The organism is Sphingomonas sp. Leaf257 (assembly GCF_001422185.1).
Lineage (GTDB): Bacteria > Pseudomonadota > Alphaproteobacteria > Sphingomonadales > Sphingomonadaceae > Sphingomonas > Sphingomonas yabuuchiae.
Genome location: NZ_LMMH01000017.1, coordinates 1 through 22,693, shown reverse-complemented (window position 1 = coordinate 22,693; position 22,693 = coordinate 1). Strand labels below are relative to the sequence as shown.

Annotated in this window: 15 protein-coding genes and 8 pseudogenes; 8 read left to right on the top strand and 15 right to left on the bottom strand. The window is 60.9% G+C overall.

The window, feature by feature from the left end; all coding sequences use genetic code 11:
* Positions 1–269, bottom strand: a 269-nt coding sequence (locus ASF14_RS10670; protein ID WP_056434789.1) for a hypothetical protein, incomplete at its 3' end; no start/stop codon positions are given.
* Positions 270–768: 499 nt separating this feature from the next.
* Here ASF14_RS10670 and ASF14_RS10665 point away from each other — a divergent pair.
* Together ASF14_RS10665 and ASF14_RS10660 are read left to right on the top strand one after the other, a co-directional pair.
* Positions 769–2,304: a family 43 glycosylhydrolase gene (locus tag ASF14_RS10665; RefSeq protein WP_056434788.1), complete on the top strand. Its 1,536-nt coding sequence runs from the start codon at positions 769–771 to the stop codon at positions 2,302–2,304.
* Positions 2,305–2,484: 180 nt separating this feature from the next.
* Positions 2,485–2,802: a TonB-dependent receptor gene (locus ASF14_RS10660; protein WP_201780574.1), complete on the top strand. Its 318-nt coding sequence runs from the start codon at positions 2,485–2,487 to the stop codon at positions 2,800–2,802.
* Positions 2,803–2,931: 129 nt separating this feature from the next.
* Here ASF14_RS10660 and ASF14_RS10655 read toward each other — a convergent pair whose 3' ends face one another.
* The 6 genes from ASF14_RS10655 to ASF14_RS10630 form a co-directional block, all read right to left on the bottom strand.
* Complete coding sequence (locus tag ASF14_RS10655) at positions 2,932–3,762, bottom strand: hypothetical protein (protein WP_056434786.1); 831 nt, start codon at positions 3,760–3,762, stop codon at positions 2,932–2,934.
* Between the two features lie 68 nt (positions 3,763–3,830).
* Positions 3,831–4,640, bottom strand: a complete 810-nt coding sequence (locus tag ASF14_RS10650) for a hypothetical protein (protein ID WP_056434785.1) — start codon at positions 4,638–4,640, stop codon at positions 3,831–3,833.
* 91 nt (positions 4,641–4,731) lie between these two features.
* Positions 4,732–5,592, bottom strand: a complete 861-nt coding sequence (locus tag ASF14_RS10645) for a hypothetical protein (RefSeq protein WP_156361146.1) — start codon at positions 5,590–5,592, stop codon at positions 4,732–4,734.
* 364 nt (positions 5,593–5,956) lie between these two features.
* Positions 5,957–6,535 carry a hypothetical protein gene (locus ASF14_RS10640; RefSeq protein WP_156361145.1) on the bottom strand — a complete coding sequence of 193 codons (579 nt, stop codon included), beginning with the start codon at positions 6,533–6,535 and terminating at the stop codon, positions 5,957–5,959.
* Positions 6,535–6,891, bottom strand: coding sequence for a DUF3768 domain-containing protein (locus ASF14_RS10635; RefSeq protein WP_056434782.1), 357 nt, complete (start codon positions 6,889–6,891; stop codon positions 6,535–6,537). Before ASF14_RS10635 ends, ASF14_RS10640 begins: the two co-directional genes overlap by 1 nt.
* A 47-nt stretch (positions 6,892–6,938) precedes the next feature.
* A complete protein-coding gene (locus tag ASF14_RS10630) occupies positions 6,939–7,517 on the bottom strand; it encodes a tyrosine-type recombinase/integrase (protein WP_056434781.1) in 579 nt (192 codons plus the stop codon).
* Between the two features lie 285 nt (positions 7,518–7,802).
* On the opposite strand from ASF14_RS10630, the gene ASF14_RS10625 reads away from it, so the two are divergent.
* Positions 7,803–8,735, top strand: coding sequence for a hypothetical protein (locus ASF14_RS10625; protein WP_056434780.1), 933 nt, complete (start codon positions 7,803–7,805; stop codon positions 8,733–8,735).
* 1,083 nt (positions 8,736–9,818) lie between these two features.
* Here the strand turns inward: ASF14_RS10625 and ASF14_RS22540 are convergent.
* Positions 9,819–10,055 carry an ATP-binding protein gene (locus ASF14_RS22540; protein ID WP_082442193.1) on the bottom strand — a complete coding sequence of 79 codons (237 nt, stop codon included), beginning with the start codon at positions 10,053–10,055 and terminating at the stop codon, positions 9,819–9,821.
* Positions 10,056–10,059: 4 nt separating this feature from the next.
* Here ASF14_RS22540 and ASF14_RS10620 point away from each other — a divergent pair.
* A pseudogene (locus ASF14_RS10620) lies at positions 10,060–10,647 on the top strand (Tn3 family transposase); the annotation flags it as partial.
* A gap of 193 nt (positions 10,648–10,840) precedes the next feature.
* On the opposite strand, the pseudogene ASF14_RS21490 reads toward ASF14_RS10620, so the two are convergent.
* A pseudogene (locus tag ASF14_RS21490) lies at positions 10,841–11,157 on the bottom strand (transposase); the annotation flags it as partial.
* A gap of 353 nt (positions 11,158–11,510) precedes the next feature.
* Complete coding sequence (locus tag ASF14_RS10610; RefSeq protein WP_082442192.1) at positions 11,511–12,743, bottom strand: glycosyltransferase family 4 protein; 1,233 nt, start codon at positions 12,741–12,743, stop codon at positions 11,511–11,513.
* 110 nt (positions 12,744–12,853) lie between these two features.
* Here ASF14_RS10610 and ASF14_RS10605 point away from each other — a divergent pair, with 110 nt between their 5' ends.
* Together ASF14_RS10605 and ASF14_RS10595 are read left to right on the top strand one after the other, a co-directional pair.
* Entirely contained in the window at positions 12,854–14,380 is a 1,527-nt protein-coding gene (locus tag ASF14_RS10605; protein WP_082442191.1) for an oligosaccharide flippase family protein, read from the top strand.
* Positions 14,381–14,901: 521 nt separating this feature from the next.
* Positions 14,902–16,065 (top strand): annotated as a pseudogene (locus tag ASF14_RS10595) (IS3 family transposase).
* A 225-nt stretch (positions 16,066–16,290) separates the two neighbouring features.
* Here the strand turns inward: ASF14_RS10595 and ASF14_RS10590 are convergent.
* From ASF14_RS10590 to ASF14_RS22265, 3 genes and pseudogenes are all read right to left on the bottom strand, one after another.
* Positions 16,291–16,653 carry a hypothetical protein gene (locus ASF14_RS10590; protein ID WP_156361143.1) on the bottom strand — a complete coding sequence of 121 codons (363 nt, stop codon included), beginning with the start codon at positions 16,651–16,653 and terminating at the stop codon, positions 16,291–16,293.
* 350 nt (positions 16,654–17,003) lie between these two features.
* Positions 17,004–17,537 (bottom strand): annotated as a pseudogene (locus ASF14_RS22270) (DDE-type integrase/transposase/recombinase); the annotation flags it as partial.
* A 64-nt stretch (positions 17,538–17,601) separates the two neighbouring features.
* Positions 17,602–17,932 (bottom strand): annotated as a pseudogene (locus ASF14_RS22265) (hypothetical protein); the annotation flags it as partial.
* Between the two features lie 349 nt (positions 17,933–18,281).
* On the opposite strand from ASF14_RS22265, the gene ASF14_RS10575 reads away from it, so the two are divergent.
* The gene (locus tag ASF14_RS10575; protein ID WP_082442190.1) at positions 18,282–19,697 is read left to right on the top strand and encodes a sugar transferase; all 1,416 of its coding nucleotides are present in this window, start codon (positions 18,282–18,284) and stop codon (positions 19,695–19,697) included.
* Positions 19,698–19,906: 209 nt separating this feature from the next.
* Here ASF14_RS10575 and ASF14_RS10570 read toward each other — a convergent pair.
* Together ASF14_RS10570 and ASF14_RS10565 are read right to left on the bottom strand one after the other, a co-directional pair.
* Positions 19,907–20,545 (bottom strand): annotated as a pseudogene (locus tag ASF14_RS10570) (transposase); the annotation flags it as partial.
* Positions 20,512–21,725 (bottom strand): annotated as a pseudogene (locus ASF14_RS10565) (IS3 family transposase). The pseudogenes ASF14_RS10570 and ASF14_RS10565, both read right to left, overlap by 34 nt.
* Before the next feature lie 286 nt (positions 21,726–22,011).
* Between ASF14_RS10565 and ASF14_RS10560 the strand changes: the two are divergent.
* Positions 22,012–22,597, top strand: a pseudogene (locus tag ASF14_RS10560) (IS481 family transposase); the annotation flags it as partial.
* Between the last annotated feature and the right edge of the window lie 96 nt (positions 22,598–22,693).

The window sequence follows — 22,693 nt, the reverse complement described above, 5'->3', positions numbered from 1 at the left end:
TGGATCGGCGCGGCCGAGGCCAGGTTCGGATTGACGATGCGCGAGCCGGTGACGACGACGTCGTCCGATGCCGGATCGACATCTTGCAGGCGCTGGGTAAGATTCAGCCGGGCGTCCTCGCGCTCGGCGGCCTTCTGGCTTTCGGACTTGGCGGATACGGAAACGGCGTCCGTCGCCCCATTTGTCGGCTGCGTCGTCTGCGCGGCGGCCGGTGCCGCGACGATTGCCAGGACAGCGCTCGTGGCCAACAGGAATCCCGTGTTCTTCATATACTCCCCCTTTTTTCCAAGCGATGATTCGGCCCCGCCATCCGTCCGACCTGTCTGGTTTGCGCCTGATCGTGCGCGACCCATTCCCCTTGGACGTAAACCCTTGCGCGGGACGGATTTTCCGCCTCCCCGCTTGGGATGACAAAGACCTTATTTGGTATCTTTACGCTGATGCCAATGCTTGCAGAGCAGTCATATTTTTTCAATACTATACTACCACTGCCTGACCCGAGACGTGGGACAAAACAGGATAAGCATCTGAAAGCCCGCAATTTCCGACTTTAAAAAAATAGGATTGGGATATTCGGGACGGATTGATCGTAAATTGGTATGGCCGGTGCCTATACCTTTGACGCTTCCCGGCGGAGCTGCGGGACCTGTCGCACGGGCCTCCCGGACAAGGCCTTGCCGCCACTGCCATCATGGCTAGGCAACCTCGCCGCCAACCCAGACCGTATACGATATCGACAAGCGATCGGGTTGCGATCAGGATGCCGTCATGATCCCGCTGATTGCTCTTGCCCTGCAGCTCGCCCCCGAAACCGTACATAGCCGGGGGAACCCGATATTGGCCGACGGGCGTACCTATTCGACCGACCCGGCGCCCTTGGTCGATGGCGACACGCTCTGGATCCTGGCGGGGCGCGACGAGGCGCCGGACGGGGTGAACGACTTCATCATGAACGAGTGGCAGCTGCTCTCGACCCGGAACCCCGCGAGCGGCGTGTGGCGGCATTACCCTGCCATCGCCCGGCCGGAGCGCGTCTTCGCCTGGGCCGAGCCTGGCCGCGCCTATGCCGGGCAGATCGTGAAGGCGCGCGACGGACGCTTCTATATGTACGCCCCGGTGCTCCAGCGCGACGGCGACACGAAAGACCGGTTCGCGATCGGCGTCGCAGTCGCCGACCGCCCGACCGGGCCATGGCGCGATGCGCACCCCTCGGGCCCGATCATCTCGCAGAGCGTGCCCGTCGCCAACGACATACAGAATATCGACCCGACCGTGCTGATCGATGATGCCAAGGGTGGGGACGACCGCATCTATATCTATTGGGGCACCTTCGGGCGGCTGCGCGCGATGGAGCTGGCCCCCGACATGGTCACCCCCAAGGGCTCCGAGCAGGTCGTGACCGGCGCGACCGGCTTTTTCGAGGCGCCTTGGGCAATGAAGCGGCGAGGCACCTATTATCTGCTCTACGCCGCGAACAATGCCGGACCCGACAGCCCCTGTACCCCAACGCTCTATCATGCCTGCCAGGCCTATGCCTCGGCACCGACGCCGATGGGGCCCTGGACCTATCGCGGCGTGGTGCTGCGCCCGGTGTCGTCGACCACCTCCCATGCGGGCGCGGTGGAATATAAGGGGCGCTGGTATCTGACCTATCATACGGCGGATGCGAAGGGCGGCGGGCATTTCCGCCGCTCGGTCGCGATCGATCCGATGATCTGGGACGACAGCGTCTCGCCCCCCGCCATCCGCCCGGTCCAACCGACCCGGGCACCCGCGCCTCCTGCCGCCCCGACCCGCAATGTGGCTTTAAGCGCTTGGCCTACCGCCTCCAACGCCCCCGGCCCGGCGCAATATTGGATCGCCGCGCTGAACGACGGCGTGGTGCGCACCAGCCCGCTGCCGCCTGACATGTGGGGCAACTGGACGAAGCAGAACCCGGCCGGCGAGTGGATCGAATATCGCTGGCCCCGGCCGGTGACGCTGAACGCTGCCCGCATCCGCTTCTTCGCCGACCATCCGGCAGGCGCCACCGAAGGCGTCGCGCCCCCTGCGGCTTGGCATCTAGAATATTGGGACGGGGGCTGGCGGCGGATCGCGGGCGCCTATCCGACCGGCACCGACGGCTTTCAGGAGGTGCACTTCCCGCCCGTCACCTCCTGCTGCCTGCGCGCGGTAATGGACGCATCGGGGGCGGAGGATCGCCATGCGGGCCTCGCGGTCGAGGAGTGGGAAGCGCTGGCGCCGACCCGTGCTCCGGTCATGCCGAGCCCCGTAAAGGCGCCTGCCAGCTGCGCGGGCGACTGACCGGCAATTTGTAATCGGATATTTCAACACGGCCTTGCCGGGTCGGTCAGCCTGTCCCATCCGGTCAGGGCGTGTATGGCGTTCCAGGGCCTTGGGGGCCTATCAGCAGTTTTTCGACTTCCTGCCGGGGCCGCTCAGCGGGTTGGGGCGCAGGCCAAATACACCTATGTCGACAGCAGCGTGACCAACCCTTTCGCCACGGCAGGGTCGAACATTCCGACGATGGTGCCGCTCGAAAAGCTGTCCAAGCACAGCTTTAATCTGGTCGGCCTGTACGAAAAGGGGCCGATCACCGGGCGTCTCGCCTGGAGCTGGCGCGGTAAATATTTCGACACCACGCAAGGCAGCGGCGCGAACGGCATCCCTCAGTTCCGGAAGCCCTATGTCTCGCTCGATGCGTCGGTCAGCTATAATCTGAACACGCACTTGGCGGTGTCGCTGGATGCGGTGAACCTGATCTACTGCATGAACCTGACCTATATCGGCATGATGAGCTAGCCGCTGCAATATACACTGAACGACCGGCGGTTCAGCTTTTCGCTCCGCGCAACCTATTGACTTGGGGCCGATGGCCTACAGGCAGGGCAAATTAGAAGACAAGTATCGAGCTTTGAGGCGGACCGAACGTCACCCCCCGCTCGAGATCGAGGTGTCGCCGTCAGATGTATCGACAGACGGCATGGTATCGGTTTCGGGGGCGGGCTGAACGGCAGCCTGAATTTCGCTGGGGGCGCAGCGTCGGAAGTCCTGCGTTTCGCTACCGTTGAAGAGTGTGGACATGGTGTTGTTGTCTGCGTCTGTGATATCAAACGTCAAACTTCCACTGGGTCCAATCATACTGACCCGGCGACCCTGCATCGTCCAGCGGAAGCTGGCACCATCGCCAAAGTCTGCGACGCCGCCTTTGATGAAGCCGAAATAGCCTTTTTGGGAGCACGCGTCGCTGCCAGCCTTTGCCCCCACCCAACGCCCTATCAGCCAACCGGGTTTGACCAGTGCGGTCAGCTTTTCTTCGACGACCTTGTCGGCTTCCTCGGACGCTGCGCGTTCGGCCCGTTCGGTATTATCGTCGACCAATTGCTGGTGATAGGCATCAATGCCTTGGGCGGTGACGAGGAACTGGCCGTCGTCACGTGCCGAGGGCGAGACGGAGATGTTGAGCGGGGCATGGTCGATCAGTGCTCCGCCGGGGCCCTGGACCGTCACGCTGGTGTTGCACAGCGCCTTGTGGACCTGGGGATCATAGCTCTCCAGCGTGGCATTGCTGAAGGTGACCGAATAAGCTTTGGCCAGGTCGGGCTTGGGCGCGATCATCTCGCGCAGCGTGTCTTCGACTTCGGGCGCTACGCAGATGCGTGCGTCACCGGCTTTAAGGAGCGCAGTGGCGTCATTGGCGGCAGGCTTGCAGCCGGGCAGCAGGATGAGACCTGCGCCCAGCATGATGATGGCTTTGGACATGGATGTTGCGCCTTTCAGAGGGGCAAAGAACTCGTGGATGGGAGACGGTGGGCAGTTGGCGTGGACCGCTAGTGCCGGGGCAGGGGTGCCGGGCAGAGGCTGATGAAATCGCGCGCCGACATGGGCAGGTCGGGAAAGGGAAAGCGGTTGACGGTGCCACCCGACCGTAAGGCAATGCTGGTCGCCCGGGTCAGGGCGGTCAGCTGATCGTCACCGAGCGGGATTTGCCACTGGATATCCGAGCCGACGGGCTGCCAACTGATGTCGACCGGGCGAGACATGGTGCTGTCTGGGCTGATGATGTCGAGGGTGGCGCGGGTTTCGCCCTGCGTTACCGAACTTCGGCTATGGCCGGTGATGAGCAGGGTGGGATCACTATCCGTGCGCCCGATCTTGTACTCATAGCGGCTTCCGGACGAACGGGTGCGGACATAGCAGATGCCGCGGCGGATGGGGTACATCGCCCACGACCCCAGGGTGAGGGGACCATCCGCATCGATGGCCGCCACGCGGCTGGCCAGATAGTCGCCCCGCAGCTTGAGCTTGAAACTCTCGAACAGCTGCCCCAGCGCGCGGTCGGCACGGGGCAGGCCGATGGCCTTGCTGACCACACCGCGCAGGTTTGCCCACCCGCGCATACAGGCCATGCGTGCGGGTTGCGCAGCAGCCAGGTCGGTCTGGCCCGCTTCGATGAGACGCGCGCCTTCGGTGGCAGCACACATCATCCAGCCCCGGGTCAGCGGGCGGAAGGGCTCGTCGAACAAGCGGCCGGTATCAGCGACCGTCTGTGGGTTTGTCGTGGTGTATTGGGCATAGGCTGCCGGGGCAGCGGCCAGCAGCACGAGGCTGGTCGCCCAGCCGAGATGATGTCGGGGCATGGATGTGCCTTTCCAAAAAAGACAAAGGACCGGGGGATGGGAGACGGTCGGCAGATGTCTGGCGCAGCCGCTTCTCGGCTACATTGGGTGGTCAGGGCTGTTTGGCGTCTCGCGGGTCGCGGCACTCCTGGAGGAATACCCACACAGCAGCGTCGGTAGGCGGCACGTCGATGCGGTCCAGCGTCGTGTGGGTTGATAGGACCAGCTGGTGGAGCTGCATCACGAAGTCTTCGTCTTGCGCGCCGACTTCGAAGCTCCATTGCACGGCGGGCCCTTTGGCGACCCAATTGGCCTCGGTGGTGCGCGGCGTGCGCCCCGGTGCGCCATAAAGATCGATCGTCCCCGTGCCCTTGCTGGCGGCCATGGGTTTGGCAGGTATCAGCTGGATGACGACCTCGACCGGTCCCTCCCAGCTGACATAATCGACTTTGACCTTCTGCTGGATGGACTCGTGAGACGCCAAGCAGACATTGTAGCGGATGGGGTAGAGCTTCCACTCCCCGACGGTGCGAGGGCCGGCCTTGTCGATGGCCTCGACGCGGTATTTCAGAAACGCTGTGGATAGCTGATCGGCGAGGATCGCATCTATTCTGGCGATGACCTTATCGGCGCGCGGGGCCGACATGACGAGGGTCAGCGACCGGCGGAGGTCAGCCCGTTCCTGGCTACAGGCTGCAGGAAACAGTTCGGCTGTTTCGAGATCATTCTCGCCCGCGTCGAAGGCTGCGGAACCTTTGGCGTTGAAGCAATCGATCCAGCGCTCGAAAAACTGTTTGTGTGGCATGACGTCGGTCTGTTCGCGGTCGGCTCTGGCCTGGGCGACGGAAATGGCAGGCGCTCGGCGCTTGGTGGTCTTTGCGTCAGCAGCCGTGCCGGCGAGTGCGACGGCAAGCGCAGCCGCGCAGGCCGCAACCCGGCGTGCATGCCTGACTCGGTAACGGAATAGGTTCATGATCATTCCCCCGTTGCAAAGGGGGTGGCACTGGCTTCGACGCTCGCGTCACCCCTATGTCCTCTCGGGGCGACGGCCGAAGCCGGATGTTGGAAACCTGGCTTACACGCAGGCGCATGCGCCTTTATCGGCCAGAGGCCGACTGGACATGCGCGCATGCCACCCGGCCTCCAAAGCTGGCGACCGAGTTAGTAAGCAGAGGTTTCCACGCCCCACGCTGCGGCTTTCACGCAGCGCAATCACGGTGCTACCGGCCTGCCTAATGCAAAGCAAGCAGGCCAGCCTGCACCGGGTATTGGTGGTGTGACCCAACTGGTGACATTCGGGTCGAATGTTCACGAGTGGAAAAGGTAGGAGGTGAGCCTCACCCAGGCCGCTCGCGCACCCGGTGTTGGCCAAGCGTCAACACGATGGTCCACTCCGCCTGGATGCGGTGGCGGCGCTTCGAGCTAGCCATGCCGGTGGCCGACAGCTGTAGGTGCTGGAGGCCAGAGCTGTCGTGCAGCCCGAGCAGGCGCGGCGTCAGCCGGGCCGCCATGGTGTAGTGGCGGTGCTCGCCCGCTAGTAGCAGCAATAGCGCATCGCCGGCCTCGAGGGTGGTGCGGGCAAGGTCGAGCCATTCGTCACGACCCACCTTTGCGTTGCCCGCAAACGGCTGGGTGACGATGATGGGCACATCGAGCTTGGCAGCGACATGCTCGGCCAGATGCATGACCATCGCCACCCAGGGCTCGGGGTCGATGCCGTCACGCACGGCGGTGGTCAGCGGCACATGTTCGGCGACATGTGCCAACCCCTGCTTGAACAGCCGCGCCGCCCAGCGCCGGTCGACGGTGACGACCGGGGCCAGCATATAGGCCAGCGCATTGATGGCGGCATAGAGCCCGCACAGCCCATCGAGCTGGCCTTGCCGCCATGGCGGGCGGGGCAGGGGGCTGGCCATCACCATTCCTCCGCCAGCATGATGGTCAGCACTCGCGTGGTGACATCCGGGTCACCCGGATCGGGTGAGCCAAACACCATAGCCTTGTCGAAACAGTCGATCTTCCAGAACAGCCGGTGCCCCTGCCATTCGAACACGCCGAAGTCGTGCTCGCCGTAGGGGTCATTGTCAGGCGTGAAGGCGTCGAACGTGCGCACCATCTCGATGATGGCGGGCAGGGCACCTGTGCCGAGACCAATGACGCCAGCGGTGGCGACCATCGCGCCCCTGCTGGGGTTGCGCCGAAAGGCATCGTTGAGCACGGTAACGGGGTTGGCAGCGCTGTCCTGGGGACGCGCGTCATCCTTCGCGGTCATGCGAATTCTCCAATAAGCCAGATTGTGAAGGGGAAGGGGGCGTCGCCTCAGACGAGGCGGATCAGCCTGTGTTGGGCGGCGCGGTCGCCCTCGATATAGCGCTCGGTGGTCGTCAGGCGGCGGTGACCAGCCAGTTCCTGGACATCACGCAGCGACCCGCCGGTACGGGCCAACAGCCGTGCCGACCGGGTGATGAAGGTACGTCTGCCGGAATGCGACGAGCAGCCGTCCAGGCCCACCCGGTCGTACAGCCGGGCATACCAGTTGACGATGCTGCGCGGGGTCATGTGGCACCCGCGTTCCGAGCGGATGACCGGGCCAGCGCGGGGGCGGTCATGCGAGCGGTGCAGCGCCAGGAGCGCATAGGCCAGGTCAGGATGCACCGGTACCCGCCGGGCAGCGGCATTCTTGGCGATGCTAGCCGCGATATACAGCTGGTCGGCGATACCGCCTTTGGGCGTCAGGACCATGGTCCAGTCGAGGCCCGACATTTCGCAGGCGCGCAGGCCCGCCTTGAAACTCAACAACACAAGCGCACGGTCGCGCAGCGCGTGCCGGTGCTGGCTGACGGCGTCGAGCAAACGACGCACGTCCGCCCGCTCCAGCACCCTGGCAGGGTGGGGCATGGTGACGATCTCCGATGAGGGATGGTGCACCAGGCAAGGGCCTAGTGTATTGTTAAACTACCACAGTTTTGCCGAAATGGCAAAGAGCAGGGTTTGGAAACCATCGGAGATCCCGCCATCAATTTTACATGCCCGTGTAAATCATCCGGGCGAGCACACGGTGCGCCCGCAGGACCGGCCCCTTGAAAGCGGTTGTTCCAAATACATGCAGGGGCCCGTTTGTGCCCGTTTTCTGCATTCCATGCGTGTAAATAGGTGATCTGCGACCGTAGAATGGAGTTTTGAATGGCAAAAATTTCTCACTCACCTCCTGCTATCCGGGAGGGTGCAAAAGAAAAAAAGAAAATTTTTCAGGACGGCATTCGGCAGGAGGTGTTGCGTTGGACAGCAGACCGCGACGCCAAGCGCATGCTCTTGGCGCTTTGTGGTATCGGTGGGCACCCGGAAGCGATGTTGGCAAGCGATGCCCCGCTCACCCATCGCGCTGGAATCATCCTCGAAAATTGGCTACTCGCTCAGCGCGATGAGCATCCCAACCGCACATTCTATCATGCTACCTTCGTCGACCAGTCCTTCAATACCGTGGACACGGAGCCGGTCGTACCGCTGACCAGAATTCGCAAACGGGTCGTTCGTCTGATATCAAATGCCGGTTTGTCGGGGTTGGTCAGGGTCGAGGTAGCCCCCCTGGTCAACCATAAGGCTAGCTATGGCCGCCCCCTTCTCTGGCACGCCCACGCGTTAGTGTGGACGGATGACGAGTTTGATCACCAAGGCTGGTCAGATCGCTTGAACAACTCCCGCCACTGGAATTGCAGTTTTGGGGCAAAACCAATCCTCGTTAAGCCCCTCGACGACGGCGTAATAGACGCGCAGAGAATCGCTCATTACATTTTTAAACTGCCAGAAGTCGCCAACTTCTTCAAAAGAGAGAGGGGTTACAATGTCATGCTTGGCGTGAAGCAATCCTATCGAGGATATTTTCGTATGAGGGTTTTGGAATGCCTAAGCAAGATCGAGTTTTGTGATACGATAGCTGGGATAGGACAGGGTGCCGATTTGCGCCAGTACATTAGGTCGCAGATTCGTGACTGGCATAATCGCAGAGGGGGGTATAGATTATCTTGTTCTGACTATTCTGCTTACGAATTTTGGGAAGAGATCAATGACGATCATGCGATAAAGCGCTACAAAAATCGTCCGGCGATAATTCGATAGAAATCCGGTGCCTTTCCGTTACTTGGCACATGTGAGTTGCCCAGGTCGTGGAACCGCCCGACCTAACATTAGACTGGTGGTTCGGGTGGCCTCTGAATCGATGGGACCACCATGACGAGGAGGTCGTGGTGATGGGATGCGAATGCTCTGCGGGCTATGCGATCAAGCGTTTCGGAGCCGTGGACGTGGAGCTGGTCACCGACTAAGTTGGGTTCTGGAGACAGGGCGAGGCTTCGTGCGGCATGGGGTGCGAGGACACCGGGTCGACAAGCGAGGTAACAAACTGCCAAATTGAAGTGTTCGTTTCATATGCCTCAACAGGAGGCCAAGGTTTCGTCGAGCTGGACCACTGATCCGGCACGGCTAGCCGAGAACACGGCTTTGGGGACTAAGCCGGCGCTGGCGGTGCAAATGACCGAGCACGCTATCCTTGCTGCAGTGCCGTTCGCTTGGGTCGCGGCGAATGTCGGTCTACGGCGTCGGCGACATCGAGCAGGCGTTGCGCCCGTGCCAGCAAGAAGTATGTGCTGGGCGTGAAGGGCAGCCATCGCTTCAGCTTGTGGGGTGACAAACCGATGGTCGCTGGTACGGCCGAGCAGGTTACCGGCGACCTCGATCCGGCGGCGTGGCAGGGTCTATCGGCGGGACTGCGGCGCTCATATCTGCCCAAAACATAATCATGATTCCAAACCACTAAAGAATCATGCTTTTAACATAACATATATTATCGCACATATATTTCATAGGCCGGTATACGAATGGCACCATGTCAATAGAGCAAGACCGTATGATGCGGAGCCAGAGAAACCTCCACCGAGGTACTGACTTGATTCTAAATGCAAGCCGCCGAAGGACAGGAGGCTGCACGACGAAGCCGTATTCGATTGACCTGCGCGATGGAGTGGTATGGCGGTAGTTGTGGAGAGCATGTTAGTCACGCAACTGCGGCCCGCTTCTAGATTGCACTAATTTCGGTGATCAAGTGGATGTGGCACTACCGGGGCACAGGCCGCTTGGTGTCAGGGACAGTGGAAGTGTCAGGGCCGGATTGGGGTCATCGCAGAATGTCTTCACGAGCGTACGCTAAGCGAAAGGGTGCGACGGGAGACTGAGCGTTGCGCGGAGGCCACGCGGTTGCTGATTGCCCAATATCAGCCTGCCCCCATGCGCGACGGCGACACGATCCGCGATCGCCAGGCCGAGGCCTACCCCACCCGTCGCGCGGCTTCGCGATGGTTCCAGCGTCTTGAATGGTGCGACGATGCCACCGACGTCGTTCAGAGGGATGCCGGGCCCGGGATCATCGACATGGATGCACACCTACGTGCGTCCGCTCGCCGCCGGCCCGGTCAACCTGCGCGCCACCAAGGAGGACTGGGACGAGACGCTGCGGCTCGCCGCCTCGATCCGGGCAGGTACCGTCCGCGCATCGGTGATGCTGCGCAAGCTCGCCGGCTATCCACGCCAGAACCCCGTCGCCCGCGCCTGGCGTGAAATCGGGCGGGTTGAGCGCACCCTGTTCATGCTCGACTGGCTCGACGATGCCGATCTGCGTCGCCGCACCAACGCCAACCTCAACAAGGGCGAGGCCCGCAACGCGCTCGCCCGCGCCGTCTTCTTCAATCGGCTCGGCGAGCTGCGCGACCGCACCTTCGAGAACCAGCGGCACCGGGCGTCCGGCCTCAACTTGATCGTCTCGGCCATCATCCTGTGGAATACCGTCTATCTCGATCGTGCCGCCCGTCACCTCCGCGAGCGCGGCATCGACGTGCCCGACACCCTGCTCGCCCATGTCGCCCCACTAGGCTGGGAGCATATCAGCCTCACCGGCGACTATCTGTGGAGCGAGCTCGACAAACCCCGCGAGCGGTTCAGGCCGCTGCGGACCACGGGATCAACGGCCCGCCCTTAGCGTACGATCAGAAAGACATTCTGCGATGCCCCCGGATTGATCCAATGCGCTTAGCCTTACATCGACAAAACCTCGGTAAAGACGGACATGGTCCTACTCAGGGCTAAAAGTGCATTCACCGCGCGAACATCGCGCACTAGTTTCTGCAACCCTTGAACCCGTCGATGAGACGGGAGCTAGATCAGGGGAAGAGTCCTTTTTTAAGCAAGCTGGCTGCCGTTCGATGCACCTTCAGGTGCGTGACGTCGATCATCAAATGATCTGGTGCCCCACCTTCGGCCGCCAGTCCGGCAATGATGCGGTTGAACACCCCCCCATCCGGCTCCAGCGGATGAACTGGTTTAAAATCGTCTTGGCGGGCCGTAAGTCGCCGGCGCAGGCCGTTCCGGATCACGAAGATGATGCCACTGATGATCCGCCGCTCATCCACGCACGGCACGCCATGCGACAACGGAAATACGGTTCGATCCGGCGCATCTGCTCGTCCGTCAGCCAGAACAGATTACTCATCAGCGGCTCCTTCACGGCCAATAAATTAACTCCGCCACAGCCGCGCAAGATATTCGATAGGTCCTGAGCCCAGAACGACGGCAGATATACTCGTTATTGGAACGCCTCAGACAGGAAGACGTGGCAGCCAGGTCTTCCCAACCGGGGTCAAGCTAGTCGTTCGCGACAAATGCGTAGCCTTGGGAAATCCCACACATCTGGTGCCATTTAAATAATGAAAAAGGCAGTTAAGTGCCTATCGTCGGCCATTGGTGAAACAATGACGCAAAGGCGCCAGCGATTTCGACAAAACCGACATGATACACCTTCTGGATCACGTCTCCTGATCGAGCTGCACGAGATCGGACGCCAGATTAGACGGCAGCATCGATCCGACTACACACGCGCGCAGAGAAGGCGTGCGGGCTAAACTCCTTCTCATACCGCTGACGGGCATTCGCTCCTATTGCATCCCATTGCTCGCGCGCCTGCAATGCCCTGGTCAATGTTAAGGCCAAACTATCGGGAGATGCGTCCAAACCGATGAAGCCATCAACGCTATCATTAAGGAAGTCGGCAATGCCACAGGACCGGGTGCAGATTACGATCTTTCCAGCACTCATCGCCTCCAGCGCAACTAGCGAGAGCGGTTCGTCGAGCGAGGGGATAATCACGCCATCTGCTTCGGCGATGACATTGACTGCCGCTCCTGGGGACAAAGGTCCGCCATCGTGCCAGAAGGGCAAGGATGCTGCCACTTGCCGTACTTGCGCCGCATAGGCGGGATCGGTTTCGCGGCCATGGATCGTCAGGGAAATTGCCATACGTTCTTGCTTTGTTAAAGTGGCGGCTGCATGGGCAAGACCCAATTGGCCCTTTCGGGCCTCTATCCCCCCCATCACCAGCAAGCGCGCGGTATTGCCCTCCGTGCGCGATCGCGAGGCAACCGGCTCCACCGTCGCGCCCATAACCTCGGCTCGGTCAGTGAAGGCGGCCAGTGACCGAGCGACCATCGGGCTCGATGCCCAGATTTGTCGTGCTGATCGAAAGGCGGCAGCCAGGTCGATATCCGGACGGTCGAACGTGGCGACGTATTCGGTTTCGTGTACGTACCAGATCAACGGCGCAGGCAGTCCGCGCCGGATCAGCAGCGCAGCAACGATTGTGTTGCACAGCACCACGTCGCAATGGCGTGCAAGGTCGAACACGGGCGACGACCTGCCCCATGTTAGCGGACTGATGATAACGGTCGCCCCCGCCTGTATGAACAGATCACGATAGGGTCCGTCTTCCGGGCTGACGACCACCACCGTCCATCCATCTGCTAGGCAGGCCTTGGCGACTTCCAATGCCAACTTGGGCGCTCCCGTAGCGGTGAGTTCGTGGCTAACCAGGATCAGTACACGACCCGTTCGTTGTCCGCACTCACGATCATGGGGCAGATGGACTGCGGTGGGAACGGTGCGATTCATCCAGAAGGCCCGCAAGCCGCCTGGCAGCAGCCGACCCAGCCCGGATAGGATCATCGCCTTCCGAAGCAGTTTCCGCACCATATTAGGATAGGCGATCTGCTGAATCCGTCGATTTAGCGCTTCAAGACGATCCATCCGAACTTCACACCAGTATCAAAGGAGCATAAGTGGCAGGCAGAGCACCGACGCCGATGCATGTTGGTCCCGGCGTACGGAGATACCGCTCCTAACCGCGAAGGAAATGCATGTCGACTCGCCGTTCGGTCATTTGGGCCTTCGCCGGACAATTCGCTACAGCCGCCATCGCATTTGGCAGTTCCGTAGCAATTGCCCGGCTATTGTCGCCGTACGAGTTGGGATTGAACGCGGTCGCGGTCGCGACCTCGGGCATCCTATCGATCGTCGCTGCATCGGGTGCTGACGCATTGATCGTACGCGAAGTCCAGCTGACCCCGAAAGTGGTGGCCGCCGCGACTACCGTCAACGCCATACTGGCTACTTGTTTCGCTATCGGCCTTATGGCGATCAGCTTCGCAGCCGCCCCTTTGCTTGGGGACGAGAAGGCTGGCGACGTGCTGCGTATCCTGGCGCTGGTGCCACTCGTCAGCATCCTTACCTTCCGCCCTGCCGCAATGCTCCAGCGGACCATGCGGTTCAAGACCGCGTCGCTGATAGCGCTCGCTAACGTGATCGTTGCCAACACGGTGACGATCGCCGGCATCCTCCTCGGCTTCGGCTATCGCAGTCCTGCCGTCGGAACGTTGACCGCCTGCCTAACATCACTTGCCCTATACGCCCTTACCTCGCCGGAAGAGATACGGCCCAGCTTTTCATTAAGCGGTACACGTAAGATGGCGCTATTTGGTTTCCGGATGGTATCGGTTACCGGAATGGGTCAGTTCGTACAATATTTCTCCCAAATTCTGCTTGGCCGATTCCTCGGCATTAACGTTCTGGGCTTGTATTCGCGCGCTGCATCGCTCGCAAATTTCATCTACGCCAACCTCTACAGCACCGCGACCCGCGTCGCGTTCGCGCAATTGTCCAAGGACTATCGCGAAACCGGCCAAGTTCGTGAAACCTTCCTGCGTAGCTTCTATATCATTATCTCGGTTATGTGGCCGCTCCTCGCCGGGCTTGCAGTCGTATCGCGGCCGGTAATCTCATTGCTCTATGGTGATCGCTGGCTGTCGGCCGCTCTTCCCTTTTCGCTCCTGTTGGTCGCCCAAATATTCACTGTGTCGTTCGGCATGAACTGGGAATTGTTTGTCATCCGCGACCGACTTGCAGTGCAAACGCGGTACGAGATCACCCGTTCGCTGATCGGCCTTGCTATCTTCGCGTTCGGCTGCACCATTAGCATGGTGGCCGCAACCGTCGGTCGTATCATGGATGCTGCGATTGGGCTGGTCATGTATTTCGCTTGGATGGGCCGGCTGGCAGATGCCAAGCCCCGCGAGATAGTCCTGATATATATGCGGGGCGGCCTGTTGGCGCTGGTCGCCGTGGCGCCCTCTGCAGCGTTAATGATTGCAACGGATTGGGACGCACAGGTGTCGTGGCTGTGGCTTGGGGGCGCAATCGCGACTGGGATCGCAGGCTGGACGGTCGCCCTCTATTTGCTGGCGCACCCGCTTCTGCAGGAGCTACACGTCATCTCGACAGCTGCGCTACGTCCGTTGCTGGGCCGTAATAGACGCCCCAATATCCTGCCTTCGGGGGACATTCCAGCGACCGCGAACGATCGTCTGCCTATCGACGAACGCTTCTAGATCCCGCCGCTAATTTCCGATCTGACTCTTGCCGTGCCTCCTCAACACCTCGGCCATCAACGCCGGAGGGCGTCTGCCTACCACCTCGCAAACCTTGGCATGGCGAACGAGATTTTGCTGCTGGCTAGGTTGCTAACGGACCGAGGGCAGGTGCGGCGACGGGCGTGTCAGCGAACGGTGCCCACAATGACCGCGACGCGCCGGGCTCAGTGCGCTGCGGTGTTAAAGTGGATGGCACGCATCGTTTTTCCTACGCGTCTTCCAGCTGCTGACCGCGAGGATTGGCGGGAAGTTTTTATTCGGCGAAGCAATCAACGCGCGCGGATACTGGCAGGCGGATTTTTCCTTATCATTGCGGTGGAGTCCTATTTCGATCCAATGAGTGTGATCCCGACAAACTGGCCCTGCCAGACCTTGCCCAGCCCTCGCCGCTCTAATTTGGGCCAAACCGTGAAGCGCCAGCATGAGGTGGCCCCTCAAATGACCTGACAGGGCCCCGCTCTTGGATAAGAGTGAGGCATATGACTGACGGTACGACCAGGCGTTACAATGACGGCGAGGTCCTCTCCGGTGTCCGGCGCCGGAGGCGGTGGACACCGGAGGAGAAGGTCCGGATCGTCGAGGAGACGTATCTTCCGGGAATGAGCGTGTCGCTCGTCGCCCGCCAGCACGGCATCAGCGGCAGCCGGCGAGGAGGTGGTGCCAGCGTCCGAGTACCGGGCGCTGGAGGCGCAGGTGCGCGAACTGCAGCGGCTGCTCGGCAAGAAGGCCATGGAGAACGAGCTGCTGCGTGAGGCCATGTCCCGGGCCGCAGGCCCAAAACAACTGCTCTTGCGCTCGACCTCGCTGCCCGGGGACATTCTATGACCGCGGTAGCCGATGCGCTCGGCGTCGCCCGCCCGCATCTGTCTGCGATGCGCAACCGACCACCGCCACGACCGCGCGGACGGCCACCATTGCCGGATGCCGACCTGGTCGCCGACATCCGGGCGCTTGTCGCCGATCTGCTCACCTACGGTTATCGCCGCGTCCATGCCCTGCTGCGCCGCCAAGCCGAGCAGACCGGTCGCGCTGCTCCCAATCCCAAGCGCGTCTACCGCGTCATGAAGGTGCATGGACTGCTGCTCCAAAGAGGCGGCGGACGGCACGAGGAGCGCCGTCACGACGGCCGTGTCGCCGTCGACCAGCGCAACACTCGCTGGTGCTCCGACGGGCTGGAGATCGCCTGTGACAACGGCGAGAAGGTGCGCGTCGCGTTCGCGCTCGAGTGCTGCGACCGCGAGGCCATGGGGCATGTGGCAACCACGAGCGGCATCATCGCCGAGGATGTGCAGGACCTGATGGTCGCCACCGTCGAGCACAGCTACGGTCGGGTGAACCGCGTACCCCAGCCAATCGAGTGGCTGACGGATAACGGCAGCTGCTATACCGCCCGCGACATCGGGCTGGTGCCGCGCACCACCCCGGTCAGCAGCCCGCAGTCCAACGGCATGGCCGAGGCGTTCGTCCGCACCCTCAAGCGCGATTACGTCCGCGTGAACCCCAAGCCCGACGCGCAGACCGCCATCGCGCAGCTGCCAGCTTCGCTCGACCACTATAATGAGGTGCATCCACACCGCGCCCTCGGCTACAGGTCACCCCGCGAGTTCATCGCGACAACACGCGAGGCCCTGTCAGCCATTTAGGGGGTAACAACAGAGGTCTAGATTCGCAAAAACTTTTGTGTTTGAATCTATTATAATGGATTCGCATGAGATAGGTGTGGAGGAATTCAAAGAATGCCGTCTACACGACCCCCTGGAGCATCTAAAAGATTGATCATTTTTGCAAAATCCTGAAGATCAATCTATCGACTGCAACGCATTATGAATGCGTACTCTGACCAGCGGTTCTAGCGCCGTGACAAAACTTCAGCGGCCGATTGGGCGCTTTTCTGCAGCCAGGCCAAGTGCGCAGCCTGATACTGTCGGCTCATGGTCCCGACTGCCGGTCTGATCAACCTGCGTGGTGAAGCGGCCCAATTCGTCGTTGATGGAATGCACCCGATACTCGACCGGATAGGAGCCAGCGGTCATCAGTCTATAACCATCAACTTCCTGCGTCGCGGGAACCTGCAACGCACGCGACATGCAGGCGGCGACGTCGCCAGCCGGCAGATTGCTGAGCATCAACCCTGCCGCGTCTTTGGGCGTTGAGATACCCACCACGCTAGCACCCGGAGATGTGCAGGCGGTAAGGCTCAGAGCCGCCCCCAATATCAAGATAGATCGCATTCCGTTCATCCTTTCTACGCGCTGAAATCGTTTCGACATATCAACTTCTTTCCTCTTAATCAGGTCGCCTTCCCTGACGGGTCTCGACGCTATAGGCCAAGCTAGGTCCCACGTCTGCACATGGCCCGCACCCGCAGGCTCATTAGCGGGCGATGGACATAATTTGCATCGTCGTGCACGGCTATCCGTGAAAGTGTAATCCGTGAAGGGCGCGGATGACGTGATCTGCGGCATCGTCGCAAGCATGATGATCAGCGTTGGATTTGACGGCGCCCCGGTTTCTTATCAGGGCATGATGCGAGTTTCCGGACTGCATCCGCCGGGGTTAACCCCGGCGAATGCAGCATATTCGGCTGGTGCCAGCCAAGCGCTGTGTGAGGATGGCTCTCATTATAGTCACGCAGGCAACCGTTAAACGACTCCACGAAGGCGTTTTAGGTCGGCTTGCCCGGTCGCGAGAAGTCGAGTGTGACGCCATTCTCGTACGCCCACCAATCTAATGCTTTCGAGATGAACTCCGGACCGTTGTCGACCCGGATGGTCTTGGGCGCACCGCGTATCGCCCAAATCCGCGTCATTGTCGCCACGACCTGCTTACCCTTAATGCCCTGGTCGACATCAATCGCCAGCACCTCGCGGGTGAACGCGTCGACGACCGTCAACGCCCGCAGCCGTTGACCTTCAAACAAGGCATCCGAGACAAAGTCCATTGACCACATCTCGTTGGGTCCTGAAGCCGTCGGCTGGCGTTCGCGGTTTGCAGCGCTGACGTTGCGACGGGGACGTTTGAGCCGGAGGCTCAGCCCATCCTCCCGATATAGCCGGTAAACCCGCTTGTGGTTCACCAGCCAGCCCTCCCTGCGTAGTAGGATGTAGATCCGGAATAGCCATAGCGCACCCGTGCTGCTGCCAGATCGTGGATGCGCAGCCGCAGCGGCGCCTGGTCANCCAGCCCTCCCTGCGTAGTAGGATGTAGATCCGGAATAGCCATAGCGCACCCGTGCTGCTGCCAGATCGTGGATGCGCAGCCGCAGCGGCGCCTGGTCAGGCTTGTGCGACACGTACCGCACCGACGAGTGGTCGACTCCTAGCGCGAGGCAGCTACGCCGCTCGCTGACGCCGTGGGACGCCTGGACGTGCGCGACGATCTCGCGCCGTCGCCCAGGCGTCAGAGCTCTTTTGCCAACACGTCCTGCAGGATATGCTTGTCCATGCTCAGGTTTGCGACGAACTGCTTCAGCTTGCGGCTCTCGTCCTCAAGTTGCCTGACCCAACGCAGCCCGCGGAATGCGGGCGATGTACGCAGAGTTTATAGCGAGGTGGGACGGCGAAGCGCCATGAGAAAAAAAGACGCTAATATCTCTAATGGCCCAATCAGCTGTAATGGCTGACACTGCCGGTAGATGCTGGATGAACGCCAACCAGGGATTCGGGAATGAGTAGCAGCTAAAACAGGGCCGATTTTTGGCTCGAATCATATGACGAAACGGCAATCACATTGTCCGAGGTTTCCATCACGTCTGCAATGGCCTATCAATGCGTGGTCGCCTGACGGACGCGATTATGGTAAGAACCGCATCCGAATAGCGCCCGCCAGACCAGTAATCAATCAATATCACGAGCTTTAAATGCACCACCAACCCGATATCGTAAGTAGCGATCCGCTTGCGGCTGTGCATAGGGTGACGCTCACATCGCCGGTCGCCCGCGACAAGGCGGTCACTCGCGTACATTGCTATATGCTCCTCGCATTAAGCGATGCCTTAGTGGTCGTGGCATCGTTCATCATCGCCAACCATCTTGTCAATCTTAGTGCGCCCGTACCAATCGAACACGGTTTCGTCATGCTCGGTGCGATCCTGCCGTTGTTCGCTATTCAGGCGAGCACTAACGGAACGTACGGTGCCGCGACCTTGGACGATCCCAACTTGGGAGTTCGCCGGGCAGTCCGCGCGCTGACGATCGCCGGTGCGGTTGTTCTCCTGATCGCCTATATGCTGAAAGCCAGCGCAAGCTTTTCGCGCGGCGTGTTTGCCATCGGCTTTGCAATGGCCTTCGTGCTGCTGATTGTTGCACGCGTGCTTCTGCGCAGGCCGATCAAGGGCATGCTGTCCGGATCGGCGCATACTACCATCGTGATCCGCGATACCGTCGATTATGATAGGCAGGGCGATGAAATTCTGCTTGAGGCGAGCAGCCTCGGCTTCGATCCATCCACTAGCGACCCACGCGCCTATAATGCGCTTGCCCGTAGCATCGGCCATGCGGATCGCTTGATCATCGCCTGTGAGCCAGCACGAGCCGCGGCTTGGGCACCGGTGTTGCGAACGCTCCCAGTAGATGGCGAAATCCTCACCGATGTCCGAGACGAGGTTGGTGCGATCGGTATGCGCCGATACGGCGAAAGACGGACTCTCGTCATTAACGATGGCCCAATGACTTTGTCGGCACGCGTCAGAAAGCGGGCTTTCGACATCGTCTTTTCGCTTGGAGCCCTCCTCATCCTGCTACCCATCATAGTCGCGACCGCACTCGCCATACGTTGGGAAAGTAAGGGACCAATTTTCTTTCGCCAGGAACGAATTGGACGCGGCAACCGCATTTTTAAAGTCTTTAAATTTAGAAGCATGTATGCGCATGCTACTGATGCGAATGCCGCACGTCTGACTCAGGTCAACGATGCCCGCGTCACTCGTGTTGGTGCCTTCATCCGGCGCACGTCAATCGACGAGTTGCCGCAGTTGTTCAATGTGTTGGTCGGCGACATGAGTATCGTCGGACCCCGCCCTCATGCTTTGGCAGCGAAAGCTGCAGATATTCTGTATTGGGATGTCGATGCTCGGTATCGGGAGCGGCACGTCATAAAACCGGGAATGACTGGGCTCGCGCAGGTGCGCGGCTTTCGCGGCAATACGCATCAAGTCGAAGATCTTACCAACCGGCTGCAGGCAGATCTGGAATACGTCGCACGTTGGTCGCTACGCCACGACCTTGTCATCATCCTGCAGACGCTGAAGGTCATTCAACATACCAATGCTTATTAGCGTGCAGCCCAAGTAACCGCGTCGAGTTCGTCCTGATTGTGATCGCTGCCTTCGTGGGGGGTGGCGACATCCAGATTGATTCGAGTTTTCGGATTCGCAGCGGGATCGCATCGCCGTTGCCGACCGACATGCGAGACAAAGCGCTGGCCGGGACTCGCCGAGTGCAGAGAAGAATCATGCAAGCGCAGCGCTCGAGGGCTGAGACTCAATCAGAGCCAGAATGCGATCGCGGTTGCGATGGCGACGCTTGACAAGAAGTTGGCGGCGAGCTTGTCGTAGCGGGTATCGACAAGGCGGAAGTCCTTGAGACGGCAGAAGGCATTCTCGATCAAGTGGCGGCTGCAGTGTCTGTCTTTGTCGTATCTGATCGTGCGTTTGCGGTTTCGCCGTCCGGAAATGACGGGAACGGCTCCGGCATCACGAAGCGAACGCCGCAGCCGGTCGGCATCGTAGCCCTTGTCGGCCAACAGGTAACGCATTCGACCAGCCCGTTCGAGAAGCGCGGGCGCTGCCTTCACGTCGCTGACATTGCTGGCCGTCAGCATAGGGGCGACCGATCGCCTAGATCCGGCGCCCCCTTTTCCATCGAACGCCGCGCGTTGCGCCTTGATGCAAGTGCTGTCGATCGTGGCGCTCTTCGCGACCACGCCAGCATCCGCCAGCGCGTCGAGCAGCTTGAGCCAGAAGCTACGGTGCGACCAGCGGTTGAACCGGTTATAGATCGTCGTGGATGGCCCGTGATCCGCCGGGCAGTCGCACCAGCGGCAGCGGACCTGCAGCACATACACTATCCCCGAGATCACCCGCCGATCAATTATCTTCCCCGGCTCGGCGGACACGCTGGGTAGCCGATCATGCGCTGCTCGGCTTGTTCGGGGGTGAGATACCCGATGGCCGAGTGCATACGGTGTCGATTGTAGTAGCCTTCAATGTATCCGAACAGCGCCTGGCGCGCTTCGGCCTGCGTCGCCCACCGGCACTGATGAACGAGTTCGACCTTGAGGGTGTGGAAGAAGCTCTCCATCGGGGCATTGTCGTAGCAATTGCCGGTGCGGCCCATCGAGGGCACCGCGCCGATCACCGCCAGGTAATCGCCATATGCACCGGCCGCATATTGCGTCCCGCCATCCGAGTGGCAGATGAGACCGGGCACTGGTCGCTGCCATTGCGCGGCCATCATCAGGGTCGCCAGCGGCAACTCGGTACGCATATGGCACGCATGGCCCACCCGACGATCTTGCGGGTGGCCAGGTCGAGCACCGCCGCATGTACAGCCAACCTTCGCCGGTTGCGATATACGTGATGTCGGCGAGCTAGATCTGGTTCGGCGCCGGTGCCGACGAGCATTGCGCCAGCAGGTTCGGCGCGATCGGCAGATAGTGACGACTGTCCGTGGTGAAGGGCCGGAACCGGCGACCGGCCAGCGCACGGATGCGATGGCGGCGCATCAGGCGCTGGACGGGGCCACGGCTGCAACCATGCCCCTCTGCCCGCAGGGCGGCATGCATCCTGGGCGATCCGTATGGTCCCTGATGGCGCACCTGGAGGCGGCAGACATCGCGTAGCAGGGCCAGGTTCGCTGTCGTCCGAGCGCTCGGTGCTCGGCCGCGCCAATCGTAATAGCCGCTACGCGACACGCCGAGCATGCGGCACATGACGTTCACCGGCCAAATGGACGCATGCTGCTCGATGAAAGCGAACTTCACCGCGGCATCTCCGCAAAGATGCCGACGGCTTTTTTTAGGATGTCGCGCTCCATCCGCGCCCGGTTCCAGCTCGCGCCGCAGCCGCGCGATCTCGGACGCCTGATCCGCCGGTGAGGCCATCCTCGATACTGGCGGCTTCACCGCCGGGATTGCCGGCGGAGCACCGCTCTCCTGCAATTTGCGCTGCCAGCGACGCAGCATCGTTGGCATGATCCCCCAACTCGGCGGCTACCTCGGTCTGCAGCCGACCGCTCGTCTCCCATAGCGCCACCGCCTCACGCTTGAACTCGTCCGTGAACCGACGCTTCGTCGTACTCGCCATCAAAACACCTCCTGGCTCCGCAGAGCCTATCATCGGTGTCTGTCAAACCGGTGGAAGATCACATCTATCCGCCGGGCTCCGGGCTGGTTCTTCGGCAGATGCGGTTCGATCGCCGCCCACGCTTCATCCGACAGCCAAAACAGCGCTATGCCTCATTCCTCCTGATCCACAAGCCGGTGAATCAGGAAAACTGTCACCACTCAAGATGCTGATTGGGTTTGGGCCCTAGGTGTTTGATCCCACGGTTTGATTGTGCGATCCTTTCGTTCGAATGGAAGGACGCCGTATGGGAAAGGTACGTCACGGGTGCGCCACGACCACGCACGCCGCCCGAGCAGCAACACAGCATGTCGCAAGCTTCGCTCGCGACACCGAGCCTGGAGCTGGGGATTAACCCGAAGACGGTCGCGAAGTGGCGTAAGAGGGCGACGGTCGAGGATCTGAAGACCGGGCCAAAGGCCCCTCATTCAACGACTTTGTCCGAAGCCGAGGAGGCGATCGTTGTGGCGTTCCGACGGCATACACTGCTGCCGCTCGGCGACTGCCTCTACGCGCTGCAGCCATCGATCCCGCACCTGACGCGCTCAGCGCTGCATCGTTGCCTCCAGCGGCACGGCATCTCCCGCCTACCAGACGTCGAGGGCGATAAGCCGAAACGGCAGCGCTTCAAGCGCTATCTGATCGGCTTCTTCCACATCGATATTGCCGAGGTGCAGACCGCCGAAGGCAAGCTGTACCTGTTCGTCGGCATCGACCGCACCAGCAAGTTTGCGGTCACCCAACTCGTCAACAAGACTGACAGGCGCACAGCCTGGGAGTTCCTCGAACACCTGCTGGAAGCCGTGCCGTACCGCATCCATACCATTCTGACGGTAAGCGTGGTGTGGAGGCCGCAGATTATGCGGCTTGCGCGATTGGCCGATCTGCCGACGGCATCCAGTTCCAGGGCATGAGTTCGTCCCATTGGT